Source organism: Pseudoalteromonas sp. SG43-8, from assembly GCF_014164245.1.
Classification (GTDB): domain Bacteria; phylum Pseudomonadota; class Gammaproteobacteria; order Enterobacterales; family Alteromonadaceae; genus Pseudoalteromonas; species Pseudoalteromonas distincta.
Window position 1 is genome coordinate 1 of the sequence record NZ_JACJEX010000005.1, and the last position, 21,173, is coordinate 21,173.

At 38.2% G+C, this 21,173-nt stretch carries 20 protein-coding genes; 4 read left to right on the forward strand and 16 right to left on the reverse strand.

Annotated elements, in window-relative coordinates:
• Window positions 1–159: 159 nt before the first annotated feature.
• Both H5122_RS11075 and gshA read right to left on the reverse strand, forming a co-directional pair.
• Window positions 160–771, reverse strand: coding sequence for a transglycosylase SLT domain-containing protein (locus H5122_RS11075; RefSeq protein ID WP_002962200.1), 612 nt, complete (start codon window positions 769–771; stop codon window positions 160–162).
• 147 nt (window positions 772–918) lie between these two features.
• A complete protein-coding gene (gene gshA / locus H5122_RS11080) occupies window positions 919–2,496 on the reverse strand; it encodes a glutamate--cysteine ligase (RefSeq protein ID WP_182682261.1) in 1,578 nt (525 codons plus the stop codon).
• Window positions 2,497–3,084: 588 nt separating this feature from the next.
• Between gshA and H5122_RS11085 the strand changes: the two genes are divergently transcribed.
• The gene (locus tag H5122_RS11085; protein WP_182682260.1) at window positions 3,085–4,632 is read left to right on the forward strand and encodes a PAS domain-containing methyl-accepting chemotaxis protein; all 1,548 of its coding nucleotides are present in this window, start codon (window positions 3,085–3,087) and stop codon (window positions 4,630–4,632) included.
• 52 nt (window positions 4,633–4,684) lie between these two features.
• Here H5122_RS11085 and clpB read toward each other — a convergent pair whose 3' ends face one another.
• The 3 genes from clpB to rluD all read right to left on the reverse strand — a co-directional run bounded on the left by clpB (window position 4,685) and on the right by rluD (window position 9,066).
• On the reverse strand, window positions 4,685–7,261 hold the full coding sequence (clpB, locus tag H5122_RS11090; RefSeq protein ID WP_002962207.1) for an ATP-dependent chaperone ClpB: 2,577 nt from the start codon (window positions 7,259–7,261) through the stop codon (window positions 4,685–4,687).
• Between the two features lie 96 nt (window positions 7,262–7,357).
• Window positions 7,358–8,089, reverse strand: coding sequence for a peptidoglycan editing factor PgeF (gene pgeF, locus H5122_RS11095; RefSeq protein ID WP_182682259.1), 732 nt, complete (start codon window positions 8,087–8,089; stop codon window positions 7,358–7,360).
• A complete protein-coding gene (gene rluD / locus H5122_RS11100) occupies window positions 8,089–9,066 on the reverse strand; it encodes a 23S rRNA pseudouridine(1911/1915/1917) synthase RluD (RefSeq protein WP_149594281.1) in 978 nt (325 codons plus the stop codon). Before rluD ends, pgeF begins: the two co-directional genes overlap by 1 nt.
• Before the next feature lie 141 nt (window positions 9,067–9,207).
• Here rluD and H5122_RS11105 point away from each other — a divergent pair, with 141 nt between their 5' ends.
• Window positions 9,208–9,972, forward strand: a complete 765-nt coding sequence (locus H5122_RS11105; protein ID WP_002962210.1) for an outer membrane protein assembly factor BamD — start codon at window positions 9,208–9,210, stop codon at window positions 9,970–9,972.
• A gap of 58 nt (window positions 9,973–10,030) precedes the next feature.
• On the opposite strand, the gene glnB is transcribed toward H5122_RS11105, so the two are convergent.
• A complete protein-coding gene (gene glnB / locus H5122_RS11110; protein WP_182673707.1) occupies window positions 10,031–10,369 on the reverse strand; it encodes a nitrogen regulatory protein P-II in 339 nt (112 codons plus the stop codon).
• A gap of 160 nt (window positions 10,370–10,529) precedes the next feature.
• Here glnB and H5122_RS11115 point away from each other — a divergent pair, with 160 nt between their 5' ends.
• Together H5122_RS11115 and H5122_RS11120 are read left to right on the forward strand one after the other, a co-directional pair.
• Entirely contained in the window at window positions 10,530–11,081 is a 552-nt protein-coding gene (locus H5122_RS11115) for a GspH/FimT family pseudopilin (protein WP_182670900.1), read from the forward strand.
• Between the two features lie 79 nt (window positions 11,082–11,160).
• Window positions 11,161–11,691 carry a GspH/FimT family pseudopilin gene (locus H5122_RS11120; RefSeq protein WP_182673708.1) on the forward strand — a complete coding sequence of 177 codons (531 nt, stop codon included), beginning with the start codon at window positions 11,161–11,163 and terminating at the stop codon, window positions 11,689–11,691.
• Window positions 11,692–11,700: 9 nt separating this feature from the next.
• Here H5122_RS11120 and H5122_RS11125 read toward each other — a convergent pair whose 3' ends face one another.
• The 10 genes from H5122_RS11125 to lspA all read right to left on the reverse strand — a co-directional run bounded on the left by H5122_RS11125 (window position 11,701) and on the right by lspA (window position 21,173).
• Window positions 11,701–12,117, reverse strand: coding sequence for a type IV pilin protein (locus H5122_RS11125; protein ID WP_182673709.1), 417 nt, complete (start codon window positions 12,115–12,117; stop codon window positions 11,701–11,703).
• A 9-nt stretch (window positions 12,118–12,126) separates the two neighbouring features.
• Complete coding sequence (locus H5122_RS11130; RefSeq protein WP_182682258.1) at window positions 12,127–15,309, reverse strand: pilus assembly protein; 3,183 nt, start codon at window positions 15,307–15,309, stop codon at window positions 12,127–12,129.
• A 1-nt stretch (window position 15,310) separates the two neighbouring features.
• On the reverse strand, window positions 15,311–15,814 hold the full coding sequence (locus H5122_RS11135; protein ID WP_182670896.1) for a pilus assembly protein PilX: 504 nt from the start codon (window positions 15,812–15,814) through the stop codon (window positions 15,311–15,313).
• Window positions 15,802–16,797, reverse strand: coding sequence for a PilW family protein (locus H5122_RS11140; RefSeq protein ID WP_182682257.1), 996 nt, complete (start codon window positions 16,795–16,797; stop codon window positions 15,802–15,804). The genes H5122_RS11135 and H5122_RS11140 overlap by 13 nt, the downstream gene beginning before the upstream one ends.
• A gap of 1 nt (window position 16,798) precedes the next feature.
• Entirely contained in the window at window positions 16,799–17,359 is a 561-nt protein-coding gene (pilV, locus tag H5122_RS11145) for a type IV pilus modification protein PilV (RefSeq protein ID WP_182670894.1), read from the reverse strand.
• A 185-nt stretch (window positions 17,360–17,544) separates the two neighbouring features.
• Window positions 17,545–18,246: a LytTR family DNA-binding domain-containing protein gene (locus H5122_RS11150; RefSeq protein ID WP_182682256.1), complete on the reverse strand. Its 702-nt coding sequence runs from the start codon at window positions 18,244–18,246 to the stop codon at window positions 17,545–17,547.
• Window positions 18,243–19,277, reverse strand: coding sequence for a sensor histidine kinase (locus H5122_RS11155; protein WP_182682255.1), 1,035 nt, complete (start codon window positions 19,275–19,277; stop codon window positions 18,243–18,245). Before H5122_RS11155 ends, H5122_RS11150 begins: the two co-directional genes overlap by 4 nt.
• 29 nt (window positions 19,278–19,306) lie before the next feature.
• A complete protein-coding gene (gene ispH, locus H5122_RS11160) occupies window positions 19,307–20,236 on the reverse strand; it encodes a 4-hydroxy-3-methylbut-2-enyl diphosphate reductase (protein ID WP_182682254.1) in 930 nt (309 codons plus the stop codon).
• Window positions 20,236–20,676: an FKBP-type peptidyl-prolyl cis-trans isomerase gene (gene fkpB, locus H5122_RS11165; RefSeq protein ID WP_002958231.1), complete on the reverse strand. Its 441-nt coding sequence runs from the start codon at window positions 20,674–20,676 to the stop codon at window positions 20,236–20,238. Before fkpB ends, ispH begins: the two co-directional genes overlap by 1 nt.
• A complete protein-coding gene (gene lspA / locus H5122_RS11170) occupies window positions 20,673–21,173 on the reverse strand; it encodes a signal peptidase II (RefSeq protein ID WP_182682253.1) in 501 nt (166 codons plus the stop codon). The genes fkpB and lspA overlap by 4 nt, the downstream gene beginning before the upstream one ends.

Genomic DNA, 21,173 nt, shown 5'->3' on the forward strand with positions numbered 1-21,173 from the left:
TGCTCTTATTTAAGCTTCCAGCTAGACGAGAGGATAGAAGATATCCCCGATGGGTTAAGCCAAAACCATCTAAGTATCCTCATAAAAAGAAAGATGCCAGTCAGCTTAACTGACTGGCATTAGCCGATTGGCTCCTTTTTTATATCCATTAATAACTCTCTAGCCAAATATAAGACGTTCAAACCAACCTTTATCAAGCTCGTCTTCACAGCGCTTTAATTGCGCGCCATAACGGCTCGCTCTGTGTTTAACTTTGTTTGCGACACCCATTAACCACTTTTTCTTTTTATATGTGCCACGCTTATAGCCACCCCAACCTTCATGATAATTAAGGTATTGTGCATAAGCATCCCACTTAGAGATTTTATTTACTTTATGCGTTTTATAAACAAACCACGCCATAAAGTCGATTGCATCGTCAAAATCGTCTCTATCAGCACCATTGTTGCCTGTTTCACGAATGTAATCTGACCATGTTGGTGTTTTAGCCTGTGAGTAGCCATAAGCATCACTTGCGCGACCGGTTGGAATTATCCATAAGAAGTACTCCATGGGTGGAGCCGCATCATGCTTAAAGGAGCTTTCCTGATACATCATACTCATGAGTACATGCTTAGGAGAACCCCATTTTTCTTGCGCATCTTTTGCGTCAAAATACCAATCAGGTTTTTCTTCAAAGATTTTACATAGATCATTAGGTTGCTTTGGAGGCGCTGTAGCACAACCAGCTAAAGTAATGGCAAGAGATAAAATAATTGCATTTTTTTTCATTTTTTTAAGATCTCACAGAACTTTTTTAAAAAGTGTGGGTCTGACTCAATGAATGCAGCAGTACAGCATTAGTTCATCCCTGAATATATATTTACGCAGCCAACTTAGGCTGCGTTTTTTTTGCTTAAATTTTGCTAGGTATTAAGATTATTTACCCTCAAAATACGCATCTAAAAAGGCAGTAAATGACTGCGTATCTGCTTGCTCAATTACAGTTTGTGCTTCGTTAGACTCTACAACTTGTTGTTCTAGCCAAGGCTTTAAAAACTCACTGTAATCAGTGTCTGCGTGGCTTTGTTTGTATTTATTAGCCAGTGCTAGCGCAAAGTGACCGTTGTCTAAACCAGACTCTTTTAATTGTGACACGTAACGTCCAGAATAGGTAAGCTCTGGATTATGCACCCACGTTGCCATGCGCTTTATAGTATCAGAGTAATAATTAACACCATAAGCATTATCCATCCATTTAGCGACATCAGTGAGCTGGGCAAATATTTCATCACCCCACGACTGAAGACTACGCTGTGTATTATTAAAGTTAAGCATTAGCCCTTCTTCTCGACCTTGATTGACTACTGTGTCGAGGTTTTCAGTACTGCGTGCTTGTTCTTTCCAATCCATTGGAGCTGAATCTTTTAATAAACAATACGTTAAAAACACATCTAAAAAGTGAATTTGCTCAATATCAATACCCACTTCGCTAAACGGGTTAACGTCTAAAGCGCGAATTTCTACATATTCAATGCCTGCTCGAAGCAATGCATCCGTTGGCGTTTCGCCACTTTTAGCATTACGCTTAGGACGAATTGGTGAGTAAAATTCGTTTTCAATCTGCAGAATATTTTTATTTAATTGTTTAGGGTTTTCACTCTTATAGTCATCAAGATCACCATAAATTTCTGATGGTGTGTTGATTGCTTTTTTAAGACCTGCAACATATTCATCTAACGAGTTATACATTACACGTAGTGACGACTGGGCGCTATTTGTATAACCTAAATTGCCTAAACGCAGTGCCGTACCAACTTCTAAGTAAAGCGTACCTTTACCTAGTTTTTTAAATGGTAAATCGGTTTTTCGACCTTGTAAAAATGAGTTACATAATGCTGGTGATGCACCAAACATGTAACTTATTAGCCATAGTTCGCGTTTAAAGTTACGAATAAGCGCTAAATAACCCTCTGAAATAAAATCTTGAAGGCTTGCATTACTTTGTTGTAACGAGTGAAGCGACTGCCAAAGCGTATCTGGAAATGAAATATTAAAGTGAACGCCTGCAATTGCTTGCATCATACTACCGTAGCGATTTTTTAATCCTTCACGGTATAGTGTTTTCATTTTGCCTGTATTAGAACTACCAAATTGAGCTAAAACAATATCATCTTGATGCTCAATAAAGCACGGCATACTGATAGGCCAAAGCAGTTCATCGCCCATCTTTTCTAGAGTGAACTTTTGAAGGTCTTTTAATTGTTTAAGAGTTTGCGTTGACGACTCACTAACTGGGGTAATAAATTCAAGTAAAGATTCAGAAAAATCAGTTGTGATATGGCCATTAGTTAACGCACTGCCCACCCCTTTTGGATGGCCTTTAGGTGATATAGCACCATTCTCTTGTATTCTTAGTGACTCTCGCTCTATGCCACGTTCAATGCCTTTAACTGCATGTTGGTGCTCATTTACTGATAACGCTTCAAGTGCGTTAGCTAAATCATGTGTTGTCAAAAAATCTTTCCTCGGGCCACGTGGCTTAATCATAAGGTTATGGGGGCTAATTACTTAGACTCAAGATGAATACCAATTTTATTGAAAATATGATCATTATATCGCGTTAAATAACGCCCTCACTGCGTTAAAAATTATTCATATAGAACAACTATATGTCATAATTTTCGCCTTGTTATTGTGCTATTTTCTTAGCGCTATAATAGATCATTCATTTAATGCAACTGGAATAAATTGCTAAGAACAATATAACTTTTCAAATCTAATAATTATTTGCCCACTTTATACATGCGCTTAATATGACCAACATCATTATATTAAGTCGTAATATTGCCATTGCTATGTGCATTATACAAATGCTTTAAATACGTATTTAATTATAAATCAAATAAGTAAAATATCAGCCTATAGGAATAGACCGGAACTTATACAAAATCAGTTCAATTTAGCTGCCTGGTATTTAAACTTGATCTAGATCAATAAATACAATCATTTGTCTTATGAGCATAGACGGAAAGACGCTATTTTTTGCTTTGTAGTGTGTAAGCAATATAATGACTGCAACAATAAAGGATGATAATAAACACAATGCACAATGATAAAAGCTTAAAAAATGAAGAAGTATACTTTGATGAATCACAAGAGCTGGTTTCTACTACTGACCTTAAAGGTGTAATAACATACGTCAATCAAGCGTTTTGTGCTGTTGCAGGATATAGCGCACAAGAGCTTATTGGTCAGCATCATAATATTGTTCGTCACCCTGATATGCCAAAAACAGCCTTTAAAGAAATGTGGGCAACATTAAAACAAGAACACTCATGGCGCGGTATGGTTAAAAACCGCTGTAAAGATGGCCGCTATTACTGGGTAGATGCCTTTGTAACCCCAATTTTTGAAAATGGCCGACTTGTTGGTTATCAATCTGTACGAACCAAAGCAAGCTCTCAACTTAAGCAACGTGCAAAAACACTTTACAACAAATTAAATACCAACAAATCATTATTTAAACTGCGAGAACACACCGCAATAAGGCAAAGCATTACTTTTATATGCTTGTTATTTTGGCTGATTTTTATTGCTGTTGCGGCATCAATCACCATTGCTGCAATTAGCCTATTTATTTGTGCCTTAGTTATTGTGCTAAATTATGACGAACTCATTGTTACCCCTAAAATATTACGCGAACAAAAAGCAAAAGCCGATTCAGTCTCTCGCTATATTTACAGCGGCTACACACCGCACAGTGTAAGTGATTATAGAGAGCAAATGCTAAGCGCAAAACTACGCACGGTTCTTGGTCGTATGAAAGACTCAACATTAAGCTTTAATGGCATCGCGACTGATTTAGACAAACAATCAACACTCACCGAAGAAGGCATTTCTTCACAAGGGGAGCGTTTAGAGCAAATTGCATCAGCGATGACCCAAATGAGCTCTACCATTGGTGAAATATCAGTAAATACAGCTCAAACAGCTGATAAAGTGAATAACACCCATCAAAGTTGCTCAGAGATAAAAGACCACATTGCAGATAATAGTAAAATGGTATCTGACTTAGCTTCTCAAGTAGAACAAGCAGCAAATACAGCCACCAGCTTAGCCTCTGAAGCAGATAAAATTGGTAAGGTAATGAGTGAAATAGAGGGAATTGCCGATCAAACTAACTTACTTGCTCTTAATGCAGCGATTGAAGCAGCTAGAGCAGGAGAACATGGTCGAGGCTTTGCAGTAGTCGCCGATGAGGTAAGGACTCTTTCGTCACGCACTCAAAATGCTACGACGCAAATCCATAGTTCTATTAAAGAAATACAAGACACTTTATTTAGCTGGTCCAAAGTAATGCAAAGTACTAAAGCACAAGCCGATAACTGTGTTTTGACAACCGATAAAACCCAAGTTGAATTAGAGGGTATTTTTATCCAAATCAGTGAAATATCTCACTTGGCAATACAAATATCATCCGCTGCAGAAGAGCAACAAATGGTTAGCAACGACATTAGTAATAATGTTTCGCAAATTAAAGACTTTGGCGATAACAACTTAAGTTTAAGCTTTAATGTGGCAAAAGGTGCAGCTGAGCTTGTTGAAGGCTCACGTAGAGTGAACGATTTATTACTAACTTTTAAAGTTTAACAAATATAAAAAAGCCGCTATTTTAGCGGCTTTAGAGTTTAATTATTTACAATCAGCGTTTGGTAAATACCAAAGAGTCGTCATTTGCATCAATAACAATCACGCTACCTGGTATGTAGTCCCCATTAAGTAGCTTTTGTGCTAGCGGATTTTCAATCGTTTGCTGAATAGCACGCTTAAGCGGGCGTGCACCGTACACAGGATCAAACCCACTTGCTGCAATTCGCTCAAGTGCAGCATCGCTTATTTCAAGCAGATACCCCATCTCTGTTAAACGCTCACGTAATTTCATTAACTGAATATCAGCTATTTCTTTTATATGCTCGTTTGCTAACGGGTGGAATACAACAGTCTCGTCAATACGGTTAATAAATTCAGGTCTAAACTCATTAATCAATACTTCCATTACTTTAGCTTTAAGGGTCGTATAGTCATTATTACCCGCTTGTTCTTGGATAATATCTGAGCCTAAATTTGATGTCATGATAATAACAGTATTTTTAAAATCAACAGTTCTACCTTGTCCGTCAGTTAATCGGCCATCATCTAACACTTGCAGTAAAATGTTAAACACATCTGGGTGTGCTTTTTCTATTTCATCAAGCAATATAACTGAGTAAGGTTTACGACGAACAGCTTCTGTTAAATAACCGCCCTCTTCATAACCCACATAACCTGGAGGTGCGCCCACTAGGCGGGCAACTGAGTGCTTTTCCATAAACTCAGACATATCGATACGCACCATGGCATCTTCGGTATCAAACATAAAACCAGCCAGTGCTTTTGTAAGCTCGGTTTTACCCACACCTGTTGGACCTAAAAACAAGAAAGAACCAATTGGGCGATTAGGATCTGCAAGTCCTGCACGTGAGCGTCTTATTGCGTTAGCAACAGCAACGACCGCTTCATCTTGCCCTATTACTTTACTGTGTAACTTATCTTCCATTTGCAGCAGCTTTTCACGCTCACCTTGTAGCATTCTTGCAACAGGAATACCTGTCCAGCGAGATAAAATTTCAGCAATTTCATCCTCACCTACTTGGTTTTTAAGCAGGGTCATTTCTTGCATTTCGGCTTGTGAGGCTAAATCAAGTTTTCGTTCAAGCTCTGGAATTCGCCCATATTGCAGCTCTGACATACGCTGTAAATCACTTGCTCTTCGCGCTACATCTAAATCTAATCTTGCTTGTTCAAGCTCGGCTTTAATTACTTGTGTACCTTGAAGCGATGCTTTTTCAGCATTCCAAATTTCGTCTAGCTCACGATATTGCCCATCAAGGTCGGTGATCAACTCTTGCATTTCGGTGCGACGTTTTTGACTCGCCTCATCTTTTTCTTTAGCAAGTGCATTATCTTCTAATTTTAATTGAATAATACGACGCTCAAGCTTATCTAACGACTCTGGTTTTGAATCAATTTGTAATCGAATTGAAGATCCAGCTTCGTCTATTAAATCAATTGCTTTATCTGGTAACTGACGATCGCTAATGTAGCGGTGAGATAACTGCGCCGCAGCAACAATCGCGGGATCAGTAATTTCTACTGAATGATGTAGCTCATATCGCTCTTTTAAGCCACGCAATATTGCAATGGTATCTTCAACCGACGGCTCTTCAATGAGTACCTTTTGGAATCGACGCTCAAGTGCTGCGTCTTTCTCTATATATTTACGGTATTCATCAAGCGTGGTTGCGCCAACACAGTGTAACTCACCGCGTGCTAAAGCAGGTTTGAGCATATTACCCGCATCCATTGCGCCATCACTTTTGCCTGCACCCACAATAGTGTGTATTTCATCAATAAATAAAATGACTTGGCCTTCTTCTTTAGCCAATTCGTTTAACACTGATTTTAAACGCTCTTCAAATTCACCGCGATATTTAGCGCCCGCAACTAGTGCTCCTAAATCAAGCGATAAAACACGTTTGTTTTTTAATCCTTCGGGTACTTCACCATTAATAATACGCTGTGCTAAACCTTCTGCTATTGCTGTTTTACCAACACCTGGTTCACCGATTAATACAGGGTTATTTTTAGTGCGCCGTTGTAGTACTTGAATCGTGCGGCGAATTTCGTCATCTCGACCTATTACAGGATCAAGCTTACCTTGCTCTGCTCGCTCAGTTAGATCAATGGTGTACTTTTCAAGCGCTTGACGTGTTTCTTCGGCGTTTGGATCATCAACTTTTTGACCGCCGCGAATCGCTTTAATTGCAGTTTCAATTTTAGTCGAGGTAATATTTAACGATCTGAATATATCGCCAAGTGGACCTTTATCATCGCATGCCGCCAGTACAAACAATTCACTTGAAATGTATTTGTCTTTGCGTTTTTGTGCATACTTGTCACATAGGTTAATAAGTGAAGCCATATTATTTGATAGCTGTACGTCGCCACCTACGCCTTCTACTTTAAATAGTTTTTCTATTTCTTGAGAAAGCTTGGTGTTAAGTTCATCTGCGCTAACCCCCGTTTGTGCAAATAACGCGCGCACACTGGAGCCGCTTTGCTGCAGTAATGAATACATTAAATGTACGGGTTCAATAAATTGATGATCGCGGCCAAGGGCTAGCGATTGCGCATCAGAAAGCGCAGATTGAAATTTACTTGTAAATCTATCTAAACGCATGGTGTTACCTATTAAATAATCTAATTGCTTAATTAATGGGTATGTTTAGGTGTTTGTTCAAGGTGTAGGGGGAAATATAATGATTAAAGATGTGAATTACTTGCGCCAGATCAAACTAGCCATACGTCCCGTTTGTCCATCTCGTCGATAAGAAAAAAATAAGTCACTTTGAGAGACTGTGCAGTAGTCGCCACCCGTAATATTTTTAACGCCTTGCTGGGTAAGTAAAGTACGCGCAATACCATAGATATCAGCAAGATATTTACCATTAGTTTGTAGTGTAAATGCTTGAATAAATAAAGGGGACCTTTTTTGAAATAACTCAAACACTTCAGCCCCAACCTCAAATCGAGTTGGCCCAATTGCAGGCCCTAGCCAAGCATTTATATTTTCATACCTCGAGTTAAAACATTCTAAAGTATTTTTAATAATTCCCTGCTCAAGCCCTCGCCAGCCGCCATGTATAGCTGCAACTTCTTTCTCATCATCACTCACTAATAAAATAGGTAAGCAATCGGCGGTCATTATAGCCAAAGGCTGATTTAGTAACTGAGTATAAAGCGCATCAGCATTGTGTAACTTCTTAGAGTCAAAATGTTCATCAACAATAACAACATCAGAGCTATGAACTTGATTTAGCCACACCGCAGGTTTAGGTAAGTGTTTGGTTAATAGTGAGCGGTTTTTTGATACATCACTTTTATTATCACCAACATGGTATCCCAAATTGAAACTTTCAAATGGGATTTTTGAAACACCACCTCCACAAGTAGTACTTAACGTTCCTACTTTATGAAGGTTTTGCCATGTCGCTGACAATAAGTGCATTATCTATCGATATCAGGATTAGCTTTAGTATCTTCACGTAGTGCATGTGTCATAGCAACCATATCGTCAGGGATAGGAGCTTGCCATGTCATCATCTCACCGGTGATTGGATGCGCAATACTTAATTTTACGGCATGTAGTGCTTGGCGTCTAAAGCTACGAAGTAACTCAAATAACTCAGGTGTTGCACCTTTAGGTGGACGCGGACGGCCGCCATAAGATTGATCGCCAATTAGCGGATGATTTAAATGTGCCATATGCACACGAATTTGGTGAGTACGACCTGTTTCTAAACGCAAACGTAAACGAGTGTGAGCACGAAATTTTTCAGCAACACGGTAATGTGTAATTGCCGGCTTACCCATTTCATGTACGGCCATATGCGTACGCTGCGTAGGATGGCGGCCAATTGCTTTTTCAACCATACCACCAGCAGTCATGGTGCCATTACACAGTGCTTCATATTCACGAGTGAAATTTTCGCGCTTTTGTAGTGCTTTTACCAAATGCGTTTGGGCCTGAATCGTTTTAGCTACAACCATTAAACCGGTCGTGTCTTTATCTAAACGATGCACAATACCTGCGCGTGGTACGTTAATTATTTCAGGGTAGTAATGTAGCAATGCGTTTAGCACTGTTCCATTAGGGTTTCCCGCACCAGGATGAACCACTAGGCCCATTGGTTTATTAATTACCAAAATATCATCGTCTTCATAAACAATGTTTAATTTGATATCTTGTGCTTCGTATTCGCGTGGTGCTTCAATTGTTGTTTCAACACTTACAACTTCACCACCTAGTAGTTTTTCGCGTGGAGTGTTGAAAATTTCACCGTCTACAGTGATTTTATCATCCAAAATCCACGTTTTTATACGAGAACGTGAATAATCAGGGAACAATTGTGCTAATACTTGGTCTAGACGTTTACCACCTAATTCGGTTGGAACGTCGGCTTGAAGAGAAATTTGCTCTGACATTAGTAACTTTACCCAATTTACCAGTGCAAGCTTTGCTCGACTGGGTTAGAATCGCTTTTAATAAAAGCATAATATAATACGCATAGTTTACTCGGTTTTACCGACTTGGCCTAGCCGAAGACATCGAAGGTAACAAATAAAATGATAAATAAAATAGGGAAACGTGCATTTGCCATTGTTTTTTCAGTTTCTGTACTTAGTTTAGGCGCTTGTTCGTCTGCTCCAGACCAAGAAGACATTCAACGTGTACCGAATAAATCTGCACACGCTTTATATGAAGATGCAAAAGAAACGCTAGATTCAGGTTTATATGCTCGTGCAATTGAACTTTTGAGTGCAATAGACTCTCGCTACCCGTTTGGCCCATTCTCTAAGCAAGTACAAATGGACTTAGTCTATGCACATTATCAATCAGGTAATACTGAACAAGCACTTGCAACCATTGACCGCTTTATTCGCTTAAACCCAAATCATAAAGATTTAGACTACATGTATTACATGCGTGGTTTAGTAAATATTAAAGCTGATAAAAATGCGTTCCAAGAGTACTTTGGTGTAGATAGAGCCGACCGTGATGCTAACCGTACACGTGTTGCATTTACTGATTTATCGACATTAGTAAAACGTTTTCCTAAAAGTGATTACGCGCCTGAAGCTAAACGTCGTCTAGTGTGGCTTTTAAACCGCATGGCACGTTATGAATTAAAAGTAGCAACTTACTATTACGAACGTGAAGCTTATTTAGCTGCTGCTAATAGAGGTAAGTTTGTTGTTGAGCATTATTCACAAAGCAGTTACTTAGATCCCGCGCTTGAAATGATGGAGAAAAGTTACGACCAATTAGGTTTAACTGAGCTTAGTGAACACGCAAAGCAAACACGAAAACTAAATAAAAGAACTAAATAAAAGCACTAAATAAAAAAGGCGCTTACTAAGCGCCTTTTTACTACATAGAAAAACAAGCTTAAATCGCTTCTTCATCTTCCTCTGCAGTACGAATACGTATTACACGCTCAACATCTGTGATAAATATTTTACCATCACCGATTTTTCCTGTTTGCGCCGTTTTTACAATAACTTCAATTGCACGGTCTACATCTTCATCAGTCAATACAATATCAAGTTTTACTTTAGGTAAAAAATCTACCATATACTCTGCGCCACGATATAGCTCAGTGTGACCTTTTTGACGCCCAAAGCCTTTAACTTCGCTTACCGTCATCCCCGTAATACCTACATCAGACAACGCTTCACGCACATCATCTAACTTAAAAGGTTTAATAATTGCTTCTATTTTTTTCATATTGATTACTTTTGAAAGCTCCAGTTGCCTCGATTTTAGACAATCATGGTGTTCATAGCAAACAAAGCAATTGAATTACGGTGATAAAACAACCGATCATGGTATAATTTATTATATAAAAATAGCTATACTTAAATGACTAGCAGTAAATGAGATTAATATGAAAAACAAACAAAACGGGTTCACCCTTTTAGAACTCATGGTAACCGTTGCTATCGTTGGCATTATTGCATCAATTGCGATTTGGAATAGCAGCGATATGCTAGAAGAAAATAGAGCTGAGAACTTTTTGTTGGAATTAAAAAGAAATATTAGCTACGCACGCTCTCAAGCAGCAAGTACAGATGAAATAGTCGTTATATGCGCCGCGCAGCATGGTGAAGTAAAAAATCAAAATGATACAATGCAATGTCGTAATCGATGGGACAGAAATAAAATTATCATTGTATTCATTGATGGTGATAATAGTGGTCAATACAACAGCTCTACAGACTCTTTACTACGTGTCATGGAAAAAATAAGCCTTAATGACAAAATAAAATATACTGGTAATGATAGGAGATTACGATTTAATACCAGTGGTCGAATAACAACGAAACCCGGTGATTTTGTATTTTGTCCTAATAATGGCAGTGAAAATAATAAAGCTTTAACAGTATCTCAATCTGGTACTTCTTTTTATACTGGTGATACAGCTCAGACTTGCGGTTAAAAAACATACAAATTCATCTTGTCATATTTGTATCATTTACTAGACTCAGTTAATCATTTATTAACTCAGGTCTTCAAGGATGAGATTATCAATATCAAAAAACAAGGGAGTGACACTTCTTGAATTAATGGTATCGATGGCTGTTGTCAGTATTATCAGTCAATTGTCGATGTGGTTTTATCCAGATTTCTTGGCTAAAAACCGATTAGATAACCATGTGAATCTGCTACACCGAAATATAAATTATGGCCGCCTTTACGCAATTGAAAATGGGACTTACGTCACACTTTGCGCACTAAAAGGCAGTCAATGTACAAAGGACGAGTGGGATGGTCAAATGTCACTCTTTATCGACAAAGATAAATCAACGACTCTAGATGATGATGAGTTACTCTTAAGCACTTTCGAGGATGTTCATGACGCTGATACTTTAGAGTATCCGCGCAACGCCATTACGTTTCGTCCAGATGGTTCTTTAAATGGCTTTCAAAATGGGACTTTTATATATTGTCCCAATAGCAATAAAGCCAATCTCGAAGGATTGGCTTTATCTGTAAGTCAAACGGGTAGAATTCGCATCAAATCAACTGATAAGTGTCAAAAGAAGTAATCTAGGCTATTATCGACCCCAACAATAATCAATATCAGAGTTACCTTTACTTCCTTTTGCACCTTTAAGACCTGTGTCAGTAATTGTAAGCTCTTTACAGTCATTATCCCCCTTTACAGGACCATCTATAGGCTTAGCTGTAATAGTGAAGGTATTGCTATCGACTACCTTTATAGATAGCTCAAAGTGACCATTTTCGGTCTTACTTTGCAATCCTAAATCAGTAAATGTCTCTGTATATTCCCTATTATCGACAAAATACTGCTCCTCCTTATTTGCAGCATCTAGCAATGCTGCAGCAGCTTCAGCGCGCGAAGCACGCTTTACATATTCTGTATAATTGGGCAATGCAATTGAAGCAAGTATGCCTACAATTGCAACCGCTATCATCAGCTCAATTAAGGTAAACCCATGTTGTTTCTTCATTTAATTTCCTTAATTATTAACTTCGTCATTTTCTTCACGTTTATAGATATATGTTTGTTGAGTTTTAAAGCCAAACCCTACAGCATTGTCATTAACCAATACAACTTTACCATCAACAATTGTTAAACCAGGACCTTTTATTTCTACAGGCTTCATTGGGTTTTCAGCATTTTCACCTTTGATACCCGGCCCAATTAGATAAAACTGACTTTCTTGTGTTACGTCAACTGTTGGGTTGTCATCACACTTACCATCGCCATTACCATCTACGCATGAAAGGCCTTCGCCAAAGTATAACTGAGGTGTATCTGGTACATCATAGCTGGTTGTAAATTTAAGGTCGTCATACACTTTAGTACCGTAATGTAAGTGAAATGCGTATAAAGAACCACCACCACCACTTAGTGAACATTGGTTTTCAGTCGATGTATCTGATGCAGGTGTGAAACTTGTAAAATAAGCAACACCTCCAACAACTGTAGCAGCAGCTAGTGATTTTTCACCCGTTCCTAACTCATATCTCCAGCCATTAAATTTAGCCAAGTCGACTTCTAAGTCAACAAAATCATCAACGTCATCTAGAGCATTACCAAATGGGTCTGAATTCATTTGCATCAAATCGGCAGGTACAATAGTATCTGGTGCATTCGTTTTATACGATTTAGTAACTGTATTTTCATCTCTGATCATAAACAGTTGATCTTTCTCATTGGTACCGGTTGGTTTTGAGCGGTTACCACTACCAATAACTATTGCATCATACGGCGTATCTAAGCGTGTTATAACGGTACTACCATCAATTGTTGTCTCGCTTACTTTACTATAAATAGTTCGTGCAACGAGTGGTTTGTAAAAAAAGCGTCGGTCTTCAGTTGCTTTACTACTGCCAAGTTCAGCTAATTTAAAGTGACTAAATTCGCTAGTACTAGTGCCTGGCATATCTATACGCCAAATATCTCCACCAGTATCTGCCGCATAAATTCGGTCTATATACCCATCATAATCCGAGTCAAGCGTGGTAACATCTGCAGCAATGCTATGCTTACCTTTAAAGCCATTAATATCGGGTGTTAATGCCCATACTCTTTTACCTGTTTCGGCTTCAACAATATAAATACCTCGCCCTATATTATCCTCACTACGAATAGCTGCATCTTTATTTGTATCGTATCCAGCACCAAAAATTAATAAAGGCTTATCACCAAATGCTTTAATATAGGCTATTTGTGGCTTTGACCATGTTTGCGCAAGCTCTTTAAAATCGCCTTTTCCGCCCTCTATTGGTGCGTCCCATAATTTTTTTGGTATGTTTGGGTTTGTTATATCAAGTCCGTAATAATTTTTACCACCGCGACGCATTCCTGCAAAAGCCCACACTCTATCGTCGCCACTCGCATCAATAATACCGTCGTTTAAACCATCACTATTTAAGTTTTTATTATCAAAATAAATACTAATAGGGCCATCCATACCATATACTTTCGTATCGGCCTGATTTTTACGTAGAGGTTCAATAATGTCGTATAAAGCAGACGGTATAAATGCCCAACTTTCACTTACGCTATCATCAGAATCCTTGAACATATGCAAAAAGCCTGCATTAGTTCCTATTAAAACTCGAATATCATCATTACCATAATCGATTGCGACAGGTTTAGAATGCAGAGGATCACCAAAAATATCTTGACGCTGGTCAACGTTAGACCCATCAGCATCATCATCATCAACATCAACACCCATCGCCCATTTAATATCATCGCTCGATAAGCTCAGAGGATTATTATCGACTAAATTAAGAATATCACTGACAACTGAGGTATTAAAATTTACTATTGCTCCTTGATTGTCAGTGTATAAATTACGGCTATCTGAATCTAATGTAGTTAAATGAAGATTTACACCACCTTGTGCAACTAAGTTACCATCAGCTGGCTCCCCGCTTGGCAACCAAAATGTTTCTGCATTTTCGTCAATCAAGCCATTTTCATCAAGTGCCGATAATCCTTTTGAGTCAACAATTTGACTCCCTGATACTTTCAGCTTTTTTAGGTTTCCACGCCAACGAGCACCTGTTTCTGGGTAAAACATGGCAAAATAAACAGCATCTCGACTACGAGTTTGATCTACATTATTACTTGCAACTGAAGGTGATGAAAAACTATCATTTACTTCTCTGATTCTTGAAATCGTATTTTTTAATGCCTCTGATAAAGCCTCTGAAGTTCGCGCCTCTAAGTACTGCCCTCCACCAACCGATGCCGCTTTCTCTAGTAAATCAATACCGCCATCACTCATTCCTGTGCCAAAGCCAATGGTAAAAACTCTACCCGTATCTAGCACATCGCTTGTCTCAGAGTATAAATCTACTTTTGTATTATTTGTTCCATGTATTATTTTTGATAGAGCAACTAAATAGCTATTAGAATAATCACCACTCACAAAAGGGATTGAATCATTAAATAAATTATTATGTACACTTTTAATCTGATCATCACGACCATCATCGTTAGTGGGATCTCCATCAGTCATCAAAATAATATTAATTGAGTTATCGCACCTGAGAGGATCTCCTGACTCCTTTTTAAATGGTGACTTATAAGTTCCATTAGCATCAGCTGCTTTATCTCTATTGTTAATACCATAACCATAGTAAAGACTTTGCCCAGTAATATATCTATACGCCTCCCATAAGGTTTCTGTTAAGGGAGTTGCTCCACTTGCAGGCAAATCATCAATTTCATTAAGTAAGGTATTTTTGTTAGAACCAAGCCTTGCTAATACATAGCCACCTGAACTTTCTCTAAATCTCATTAAACCAAAATCAATATCATCATTATCAGTAACTAGTTGGCTAACGGCGTTTTTTGCTACTAATAATCGGCTATCTTCACAAATAGCTTGTGCATATCCATTTACAGACTTGTAACACTGCTGTGTGTAATTAAAGTAAGTCTGACTTTTAAAACAATCAGATTCATAGAACTGTCCATTTTGATAACGACGATAACACCTGCCTCCATCTACAACATCCCAAGCCATACTTCCTGAAGTATCAAATATCATTAACACTCTTGGATTTTCGTCTGTCTCTACATCATGATTTACATAAAGCTCAATATCCTCTGCAAATACCGACATACTTATTGTTAAGCCAAGCAAAGAGGCTAACACTTTGTTTAATTTAAATTTCATCTTAAATCCCCTTGCTTACGCTGGCCATTTCTTGTGCTATACCTGTAACAATAGTTAGTTCATGCTTACTTTTAGAACCATATTCTATCGTAGTGGCGACCTGTAACATATTGCACGATATACCTGCTGTAAAATTAAAGCGTCGAGGGCATTCTAAATCTAGCTCCCCCTTGTTCAGGTTAGTCATTTTGCTTTGCATATCTGCATGATTTGCAATCACCATACCTTTGTCATCACCATCCGCGATTGCAGTTACTTCATCGGGAGTCAGGAAGAAATGATTATCAGCGCCTTGATTTGCCTCATCAGAGATCATGCGTTGCACTTCACCAATGAGTTCATTTTCGGCTACTTCGCGCTCTTGTGCTGCATTGGTAATTTTAATATCAATACTACTACTGCTCATAAGTGTCACAGCAATACCGGTCACTGCAATAACCATTATTAAAGCTGTAATTAGAACTACACCTTGCTGTTTTTTTTGTAATTGTTTTAAATACGCCATAAATTTGATCCAACATTATTTAATCGAATAGTCGTGGTAAACACTGTGCGTCTGAAACTATCGGTAAATTTCAATTCACGCTTGTCTTCATCTTCACCTAATGTGTAAGTTTGGTTTTTAATTTTAACTCCTGGGTCTGGCTGCAATGCGCGTATTAATAAAAAAACCTGAACAGTTAAAATACCTTTACGATTTTCCCAATCTGTATGCTTCATATCTTGAATACTTCGGTAGGTATCTACGCGATTATCACTGTTAGTATCAAGACCAAAAACAAACCGCATATTCTCAACACCTTCCATAATAGTTTCTGTGTTGATATTTCCACCAACAAGGCGCTTTCTCATTAATGCAGGTACAGTTAAATTCTTATTATTAACTTTATAAGTTTGTTCTGATAGATAATAAACATGATGGCTATAAGGCCAAACAGTTGCATTAACATTAAGAGAAGCAGCGTTAACCGTTCCACGGAAAAATTGAGCTTTCTCTTGCTCAGCTACAAAGTAGTTTTCATCGGCCTGAGTCTCATTAGTTACTGCATTAACTGTTAAACTCTTGCCTTGTAAAAATTTTAATTGAATAATGTCAGTGCTTTTAATCGGATTATTTAGACAGTTAAGCTCTTTTGATTCGCCTGCAACCTTTGCGTAAATAGTTCTAAAATTACTAGCTGTAGCAAAATCAGGGAAACTCCCATTATTTAATCCTTCAAAGCAGTCTGTTCCAGGGTTTGCTAGTGTATCTGTGTTTATTGCGATGAACGAATCGTCATAATAAGTTCCCCAAAAGCCAATTTGTTCAATATCACGTTGCATAATGTTAATTGCAAGGCGCCCTGATTCTTGAAGCTCACCAATAGTCATCGTATCTTTAGTGGTTACTTTCATTCCTATATAGGTAAACATAACGCCACCTAGTATTAATCCACCAATAAATAATGAAATCATCATTTCTACAAGTGTAAAACCTTTTTGCTTCATGTTAGCTCCTAAGGTAAATATAACTAGTTAAAACAACTAAGCGGCGCTTTTTGTCAGCCGTTCCACACTTTATAGCGCCAGTAGCATCATTTGCATTGAACTCTTGTCGACCTTGCCACGAAACAATTACTTCTAAATTAAATGCTTTACCACCCGAACCAGCAACTGCGGTAGGTGCAATACATACGGTAGCACCATCTAAAGTTCCCGTATTTTCTCGAGCTCTTATAGCTCTTTTCCACTGCTCAAGATCTAACGCCGCAACTTGCGCTGCGCTACAAGTGTTTGTAAAGCACGCCTGCGAGGTTGTAGTAGCAGTTTCACTATCAAATGTCTGTGTGTACAGTCCGGCTATTTGCGGGGTATCGTTAGCACGGATACGCTGCACAATATCATTACCAAGTGCAACTGCAGCAGCACGCTGCATAGAATCAAAACTTGCTTGCTTTGCTTTTGCTTGCAAAGCAACTGCGCCTAGAAGGCCAAAACTAAGAATAATAAATGCAATTAGCACTTCAATCAGAGTGAAGCCTCTTTGCACTTTTATGTGAGGTGATTGCATAATAAAACCAAATAAAAATTATCTGATTATAAGTTTATGTTATTTATTTGAGGAATCAATGAGGACTAAGACAAGCGGTTATATTTGTTGATAAACGGTTAATTAAATCTGTTTATTCAATAACACCGTTGATAATTAAAGCTCAAATGTATTTAAATCAGGGGGGAGTTAATTGCAAGGTAAGCCTAAAGCGAATTTTTAACTAATTTAAGCTCACGGCGGCTCACTGGCAATAGCTCACGGCCCCCTTGTAGCTCAATCATATGATTGCCATTCGCTTTTGAATGCAAAGCAATTACTTTTTGTTTATTAACCAATGTATTGCGATGAATTCGCAAAATATGTGTAGGATATTGTAACTCTAATTGTTTTAGACTTTGTTCAAGTAAAGCTTCTCCACCACAGAATATCATTTTGGTATACTTTTCTTCGGCACTAAAATACAAAACATCATTTATATCAACACTGCGTAGAGTACCAGCGAGCTGATAAGAGATTTTTGCATTTTGTTGTTTTTGAATATGTACTTTATTTAAGCGCCCAACTTGCTTAAGCACCTTTTGCAATGATTGCTCTGAAATAGGTTTAACTAAATAGCCTGCAGCGCTTAATTGTAAAGCATCGAAGGCATGCTCAGGGTGAGCAGTTATAAAAACAATAGCAGGAGGTAGAGTTAAACTATTGAGCTCATTAGCAACTTGCAAACCATTCATACCAGGCATATCAACATCTAAAAAAATCAAATCTGGCGTTTGCTTTTTAGCAAGTACTAGAGCTTCATTACCATTACTTGCCTCGCCTTGTACAACTATACTTTTATCATGAGCCAACAAACGAATTAAGCGCGATCTCGCAAGAGGTTCATCATCTACAATGAGTACGTTCATACACTGCCCTCAATTAGCTTAGGGATCACAACCTTGACCCTAAACACATCATTTTTATTAGTAATTGTTAGCTGCGCTTTATTTTTATAATAAATATTTAATCGCTGGCGAATATTTTCAAGCGCCATGCCGTTATTAGGCCTAGTTTGAGCATTAGAAATTGTTACAGGGTTAGAAACAATCATGGTTATATAGCCGGTAGTTATATGTAGCTCTACTTTTATTTCTGCACCATGCTCACTTGTTTCAACACCGTGGCATACTGCATTTTCAATTAATGGCTGCAGGGTTAAACAAGGAATACTCAATGCAGGTAGTTCATTAGGTATTTGCCAATTAACTCTTAAGCGATTACCGAAACGCCATGTTTCAAGTGCTATATATTGCTTACTCAGCGTTATTTCATCGTCAAGAGATACATTTTTTCCTGAGTGCATTGCAGCCTGCGATAAGGCGGCTAATGCTAAAATAGCCTGCTCTGCCGCATCGGCATCATGATGAGTAAGCTCTGCAGCAGTGTTTAAACTATTATATAAAAAATGAGGACGTATTCTAGCTTGCAAGGCATCAAGCTCAGCTCGAGAAAGCGCTTTAGTTTGCTGCTCTTTTTCAAAATGAATTAATAAAAATTGGACGAATAAAGCCGCCAGCAAAGCCACTATAATGCAATTGCGAAGTGTGAAATAAATTAAGTTATCTGTATCATCTATATCAAAAGCAAAATGGGAAAATAAAATACTAAAAATGCACGTAGATAATAAAAAAAAGATAAAAAACAAACCTAACTGAAAAGCTTGAGTACGGTTTTGTAAAAAAAAACGACAAAAGTATAAAGAAGAGGTACCGACTAAAACAATTAAATGCATAAACAAACTAATGATCCCAAGTCGAAGCCAAATATCGCCTTCTACATTGGGTGCAAAGGCTAAAACAATAGCAATAACTTGAGAAACAATAAGCGAAGCTAGTACGCCTCGCTCATTAAAAAGAGCCGAAAAAAGCAAACCATCATCTTTTAGTGACTTGCTCATAACGACTCTCCTATAATCTAAATTTTAAATTAACGTAGCTCTACAGGAACAGCAAATACGATATTCTCTTCTTCGCCTGGGTTTTCAACAACCTGCGTACCACCAAGATCTTTTAATCGGCTTATAACTTGTTGTACAAGTACTTCTGGCGCAGATGCACCCGCAGTTACACCCACTGATTTAGAACCTAAAACCCACTGCTCTTGCACATCAGTTGCATCATCAATTAAATAAGCAACAGTGCCCATTTTATCTGCAAGTTCACGTAAGCGATTAGAGTTAGAGCTGTTTTTAGCGCCAACAACTAATAGCACATCAACTTTGTCAGCTAAGTCACGAACAGCATCCTGACGATTTTGCGTTGCATAACAAATATCATCTTTACGAGGTCCGTCAATTGATGGAAACTTATTGCGTAGTGCATCAATAACATCAGCAGTATCATCAACTGATAAAGTCGTTTGACTACAGTAAAAAAGATTTTCAGCATTTTTTACATTAAGCGCAACAACATCATCAACAGTTTCAACAAGATAAATACCACCGTCTGAGTTATCATATTGTCCCATTGTTCCCTCTACTTCAGGGTGACCATGATGTCCAATTAAAATACACTCAATACCTTTGCGACTCGCACGTGTAACTTCCATATGCACTTTAGTTACAAGCGGACACGTTGCATCAAATACTTTTAAATCACGACGTTTAGCCTCGCTGCGAACCGCTTGCGATACGCCATGTGCGCTAAAAATAACAATACTGTCGTCAGGTACTTGATCAAGCTCTTCAACAAATACCGCACCACGGCTTTTTAGTCCATCAACCACATAGCGGTTATGTACTACTTCGTGGCGAACATAAATTGGCTTTTCAAAAATATCTAAAGCGCGCTCAACAATACTAATAGCACGGTCAACACCAGCGCAAAAGCCGCGAGGATTAGCTAGTAATATTTCCATTAACCTTCCACCTCAATAATATCAACTTCAAACGTTAAACGCTGGCCAGATAAAGGGTGATTAAAATCAATCGTTACCGACTCACCTTGCACTTCGCGGACTAAACCAGGAAGCTCAGTGCCATCAGGTTGAGTAAACGCAATAATTGCACCTACCTTAGCTGGTGTTTCTGGACCAAACTTACTACGGTCAACGTAGTAAATATTATCTGGGTTTGGCTGACCAAAAGCATCTTCAGGTTCTAATTCAAACGTTTTACTTTCGCCTGCAGTTAGCCCTAATAAACACTTTTCGAAGTTTGCCGTTAAGCTGCCATCACCCATTGTTAATTTAGCAGGTTTGTTGTGCACCTTGGTAGAATCAGCGGCAGAGCCATCTTCTAATTTAATAGAAAAATGGAAAATAACTTGCGAGTTTTCACCAATTACAGCTTGGCTCATGCTTTATGCTCCTTTGGACTCTCGCCGGTGAAGGCGTCAAATAACAATAATGCTGCGCCAATACAAATAGCGCAATCGGCAATATTGAATACAGGAAAATGTGAGTCTTTATAAAAAACGTGAATAAAGTCGATTACATAACCATACGCAATACGATCGTATAAATTACCAATAGCGCCAGCAAGTACCATTGCATAAGCACCGCATAGTACTTTATTTGTAGCAGGTAAGCGTTTTAGCCACCATACAAGCAAAGTACTAATAGCAACGGCAATTGCACTTAAAAACCAACGCTGCCAACCACCCGCTTCACTTAAAAAGCTATAAGCCGCACCATAGTTATGTACATAAGTAATACTAAAAACAGGGAGTAAGTTTATAGACTCTTGATAAGCCATAGTCCCTACAACAAGTGTTTTACTGGCAAAGTCTATTACTAAAAGTAATAGACTCAACCAAAGCCACACTAAACCACTTTTTTGGGCTAGTTTGCTCAC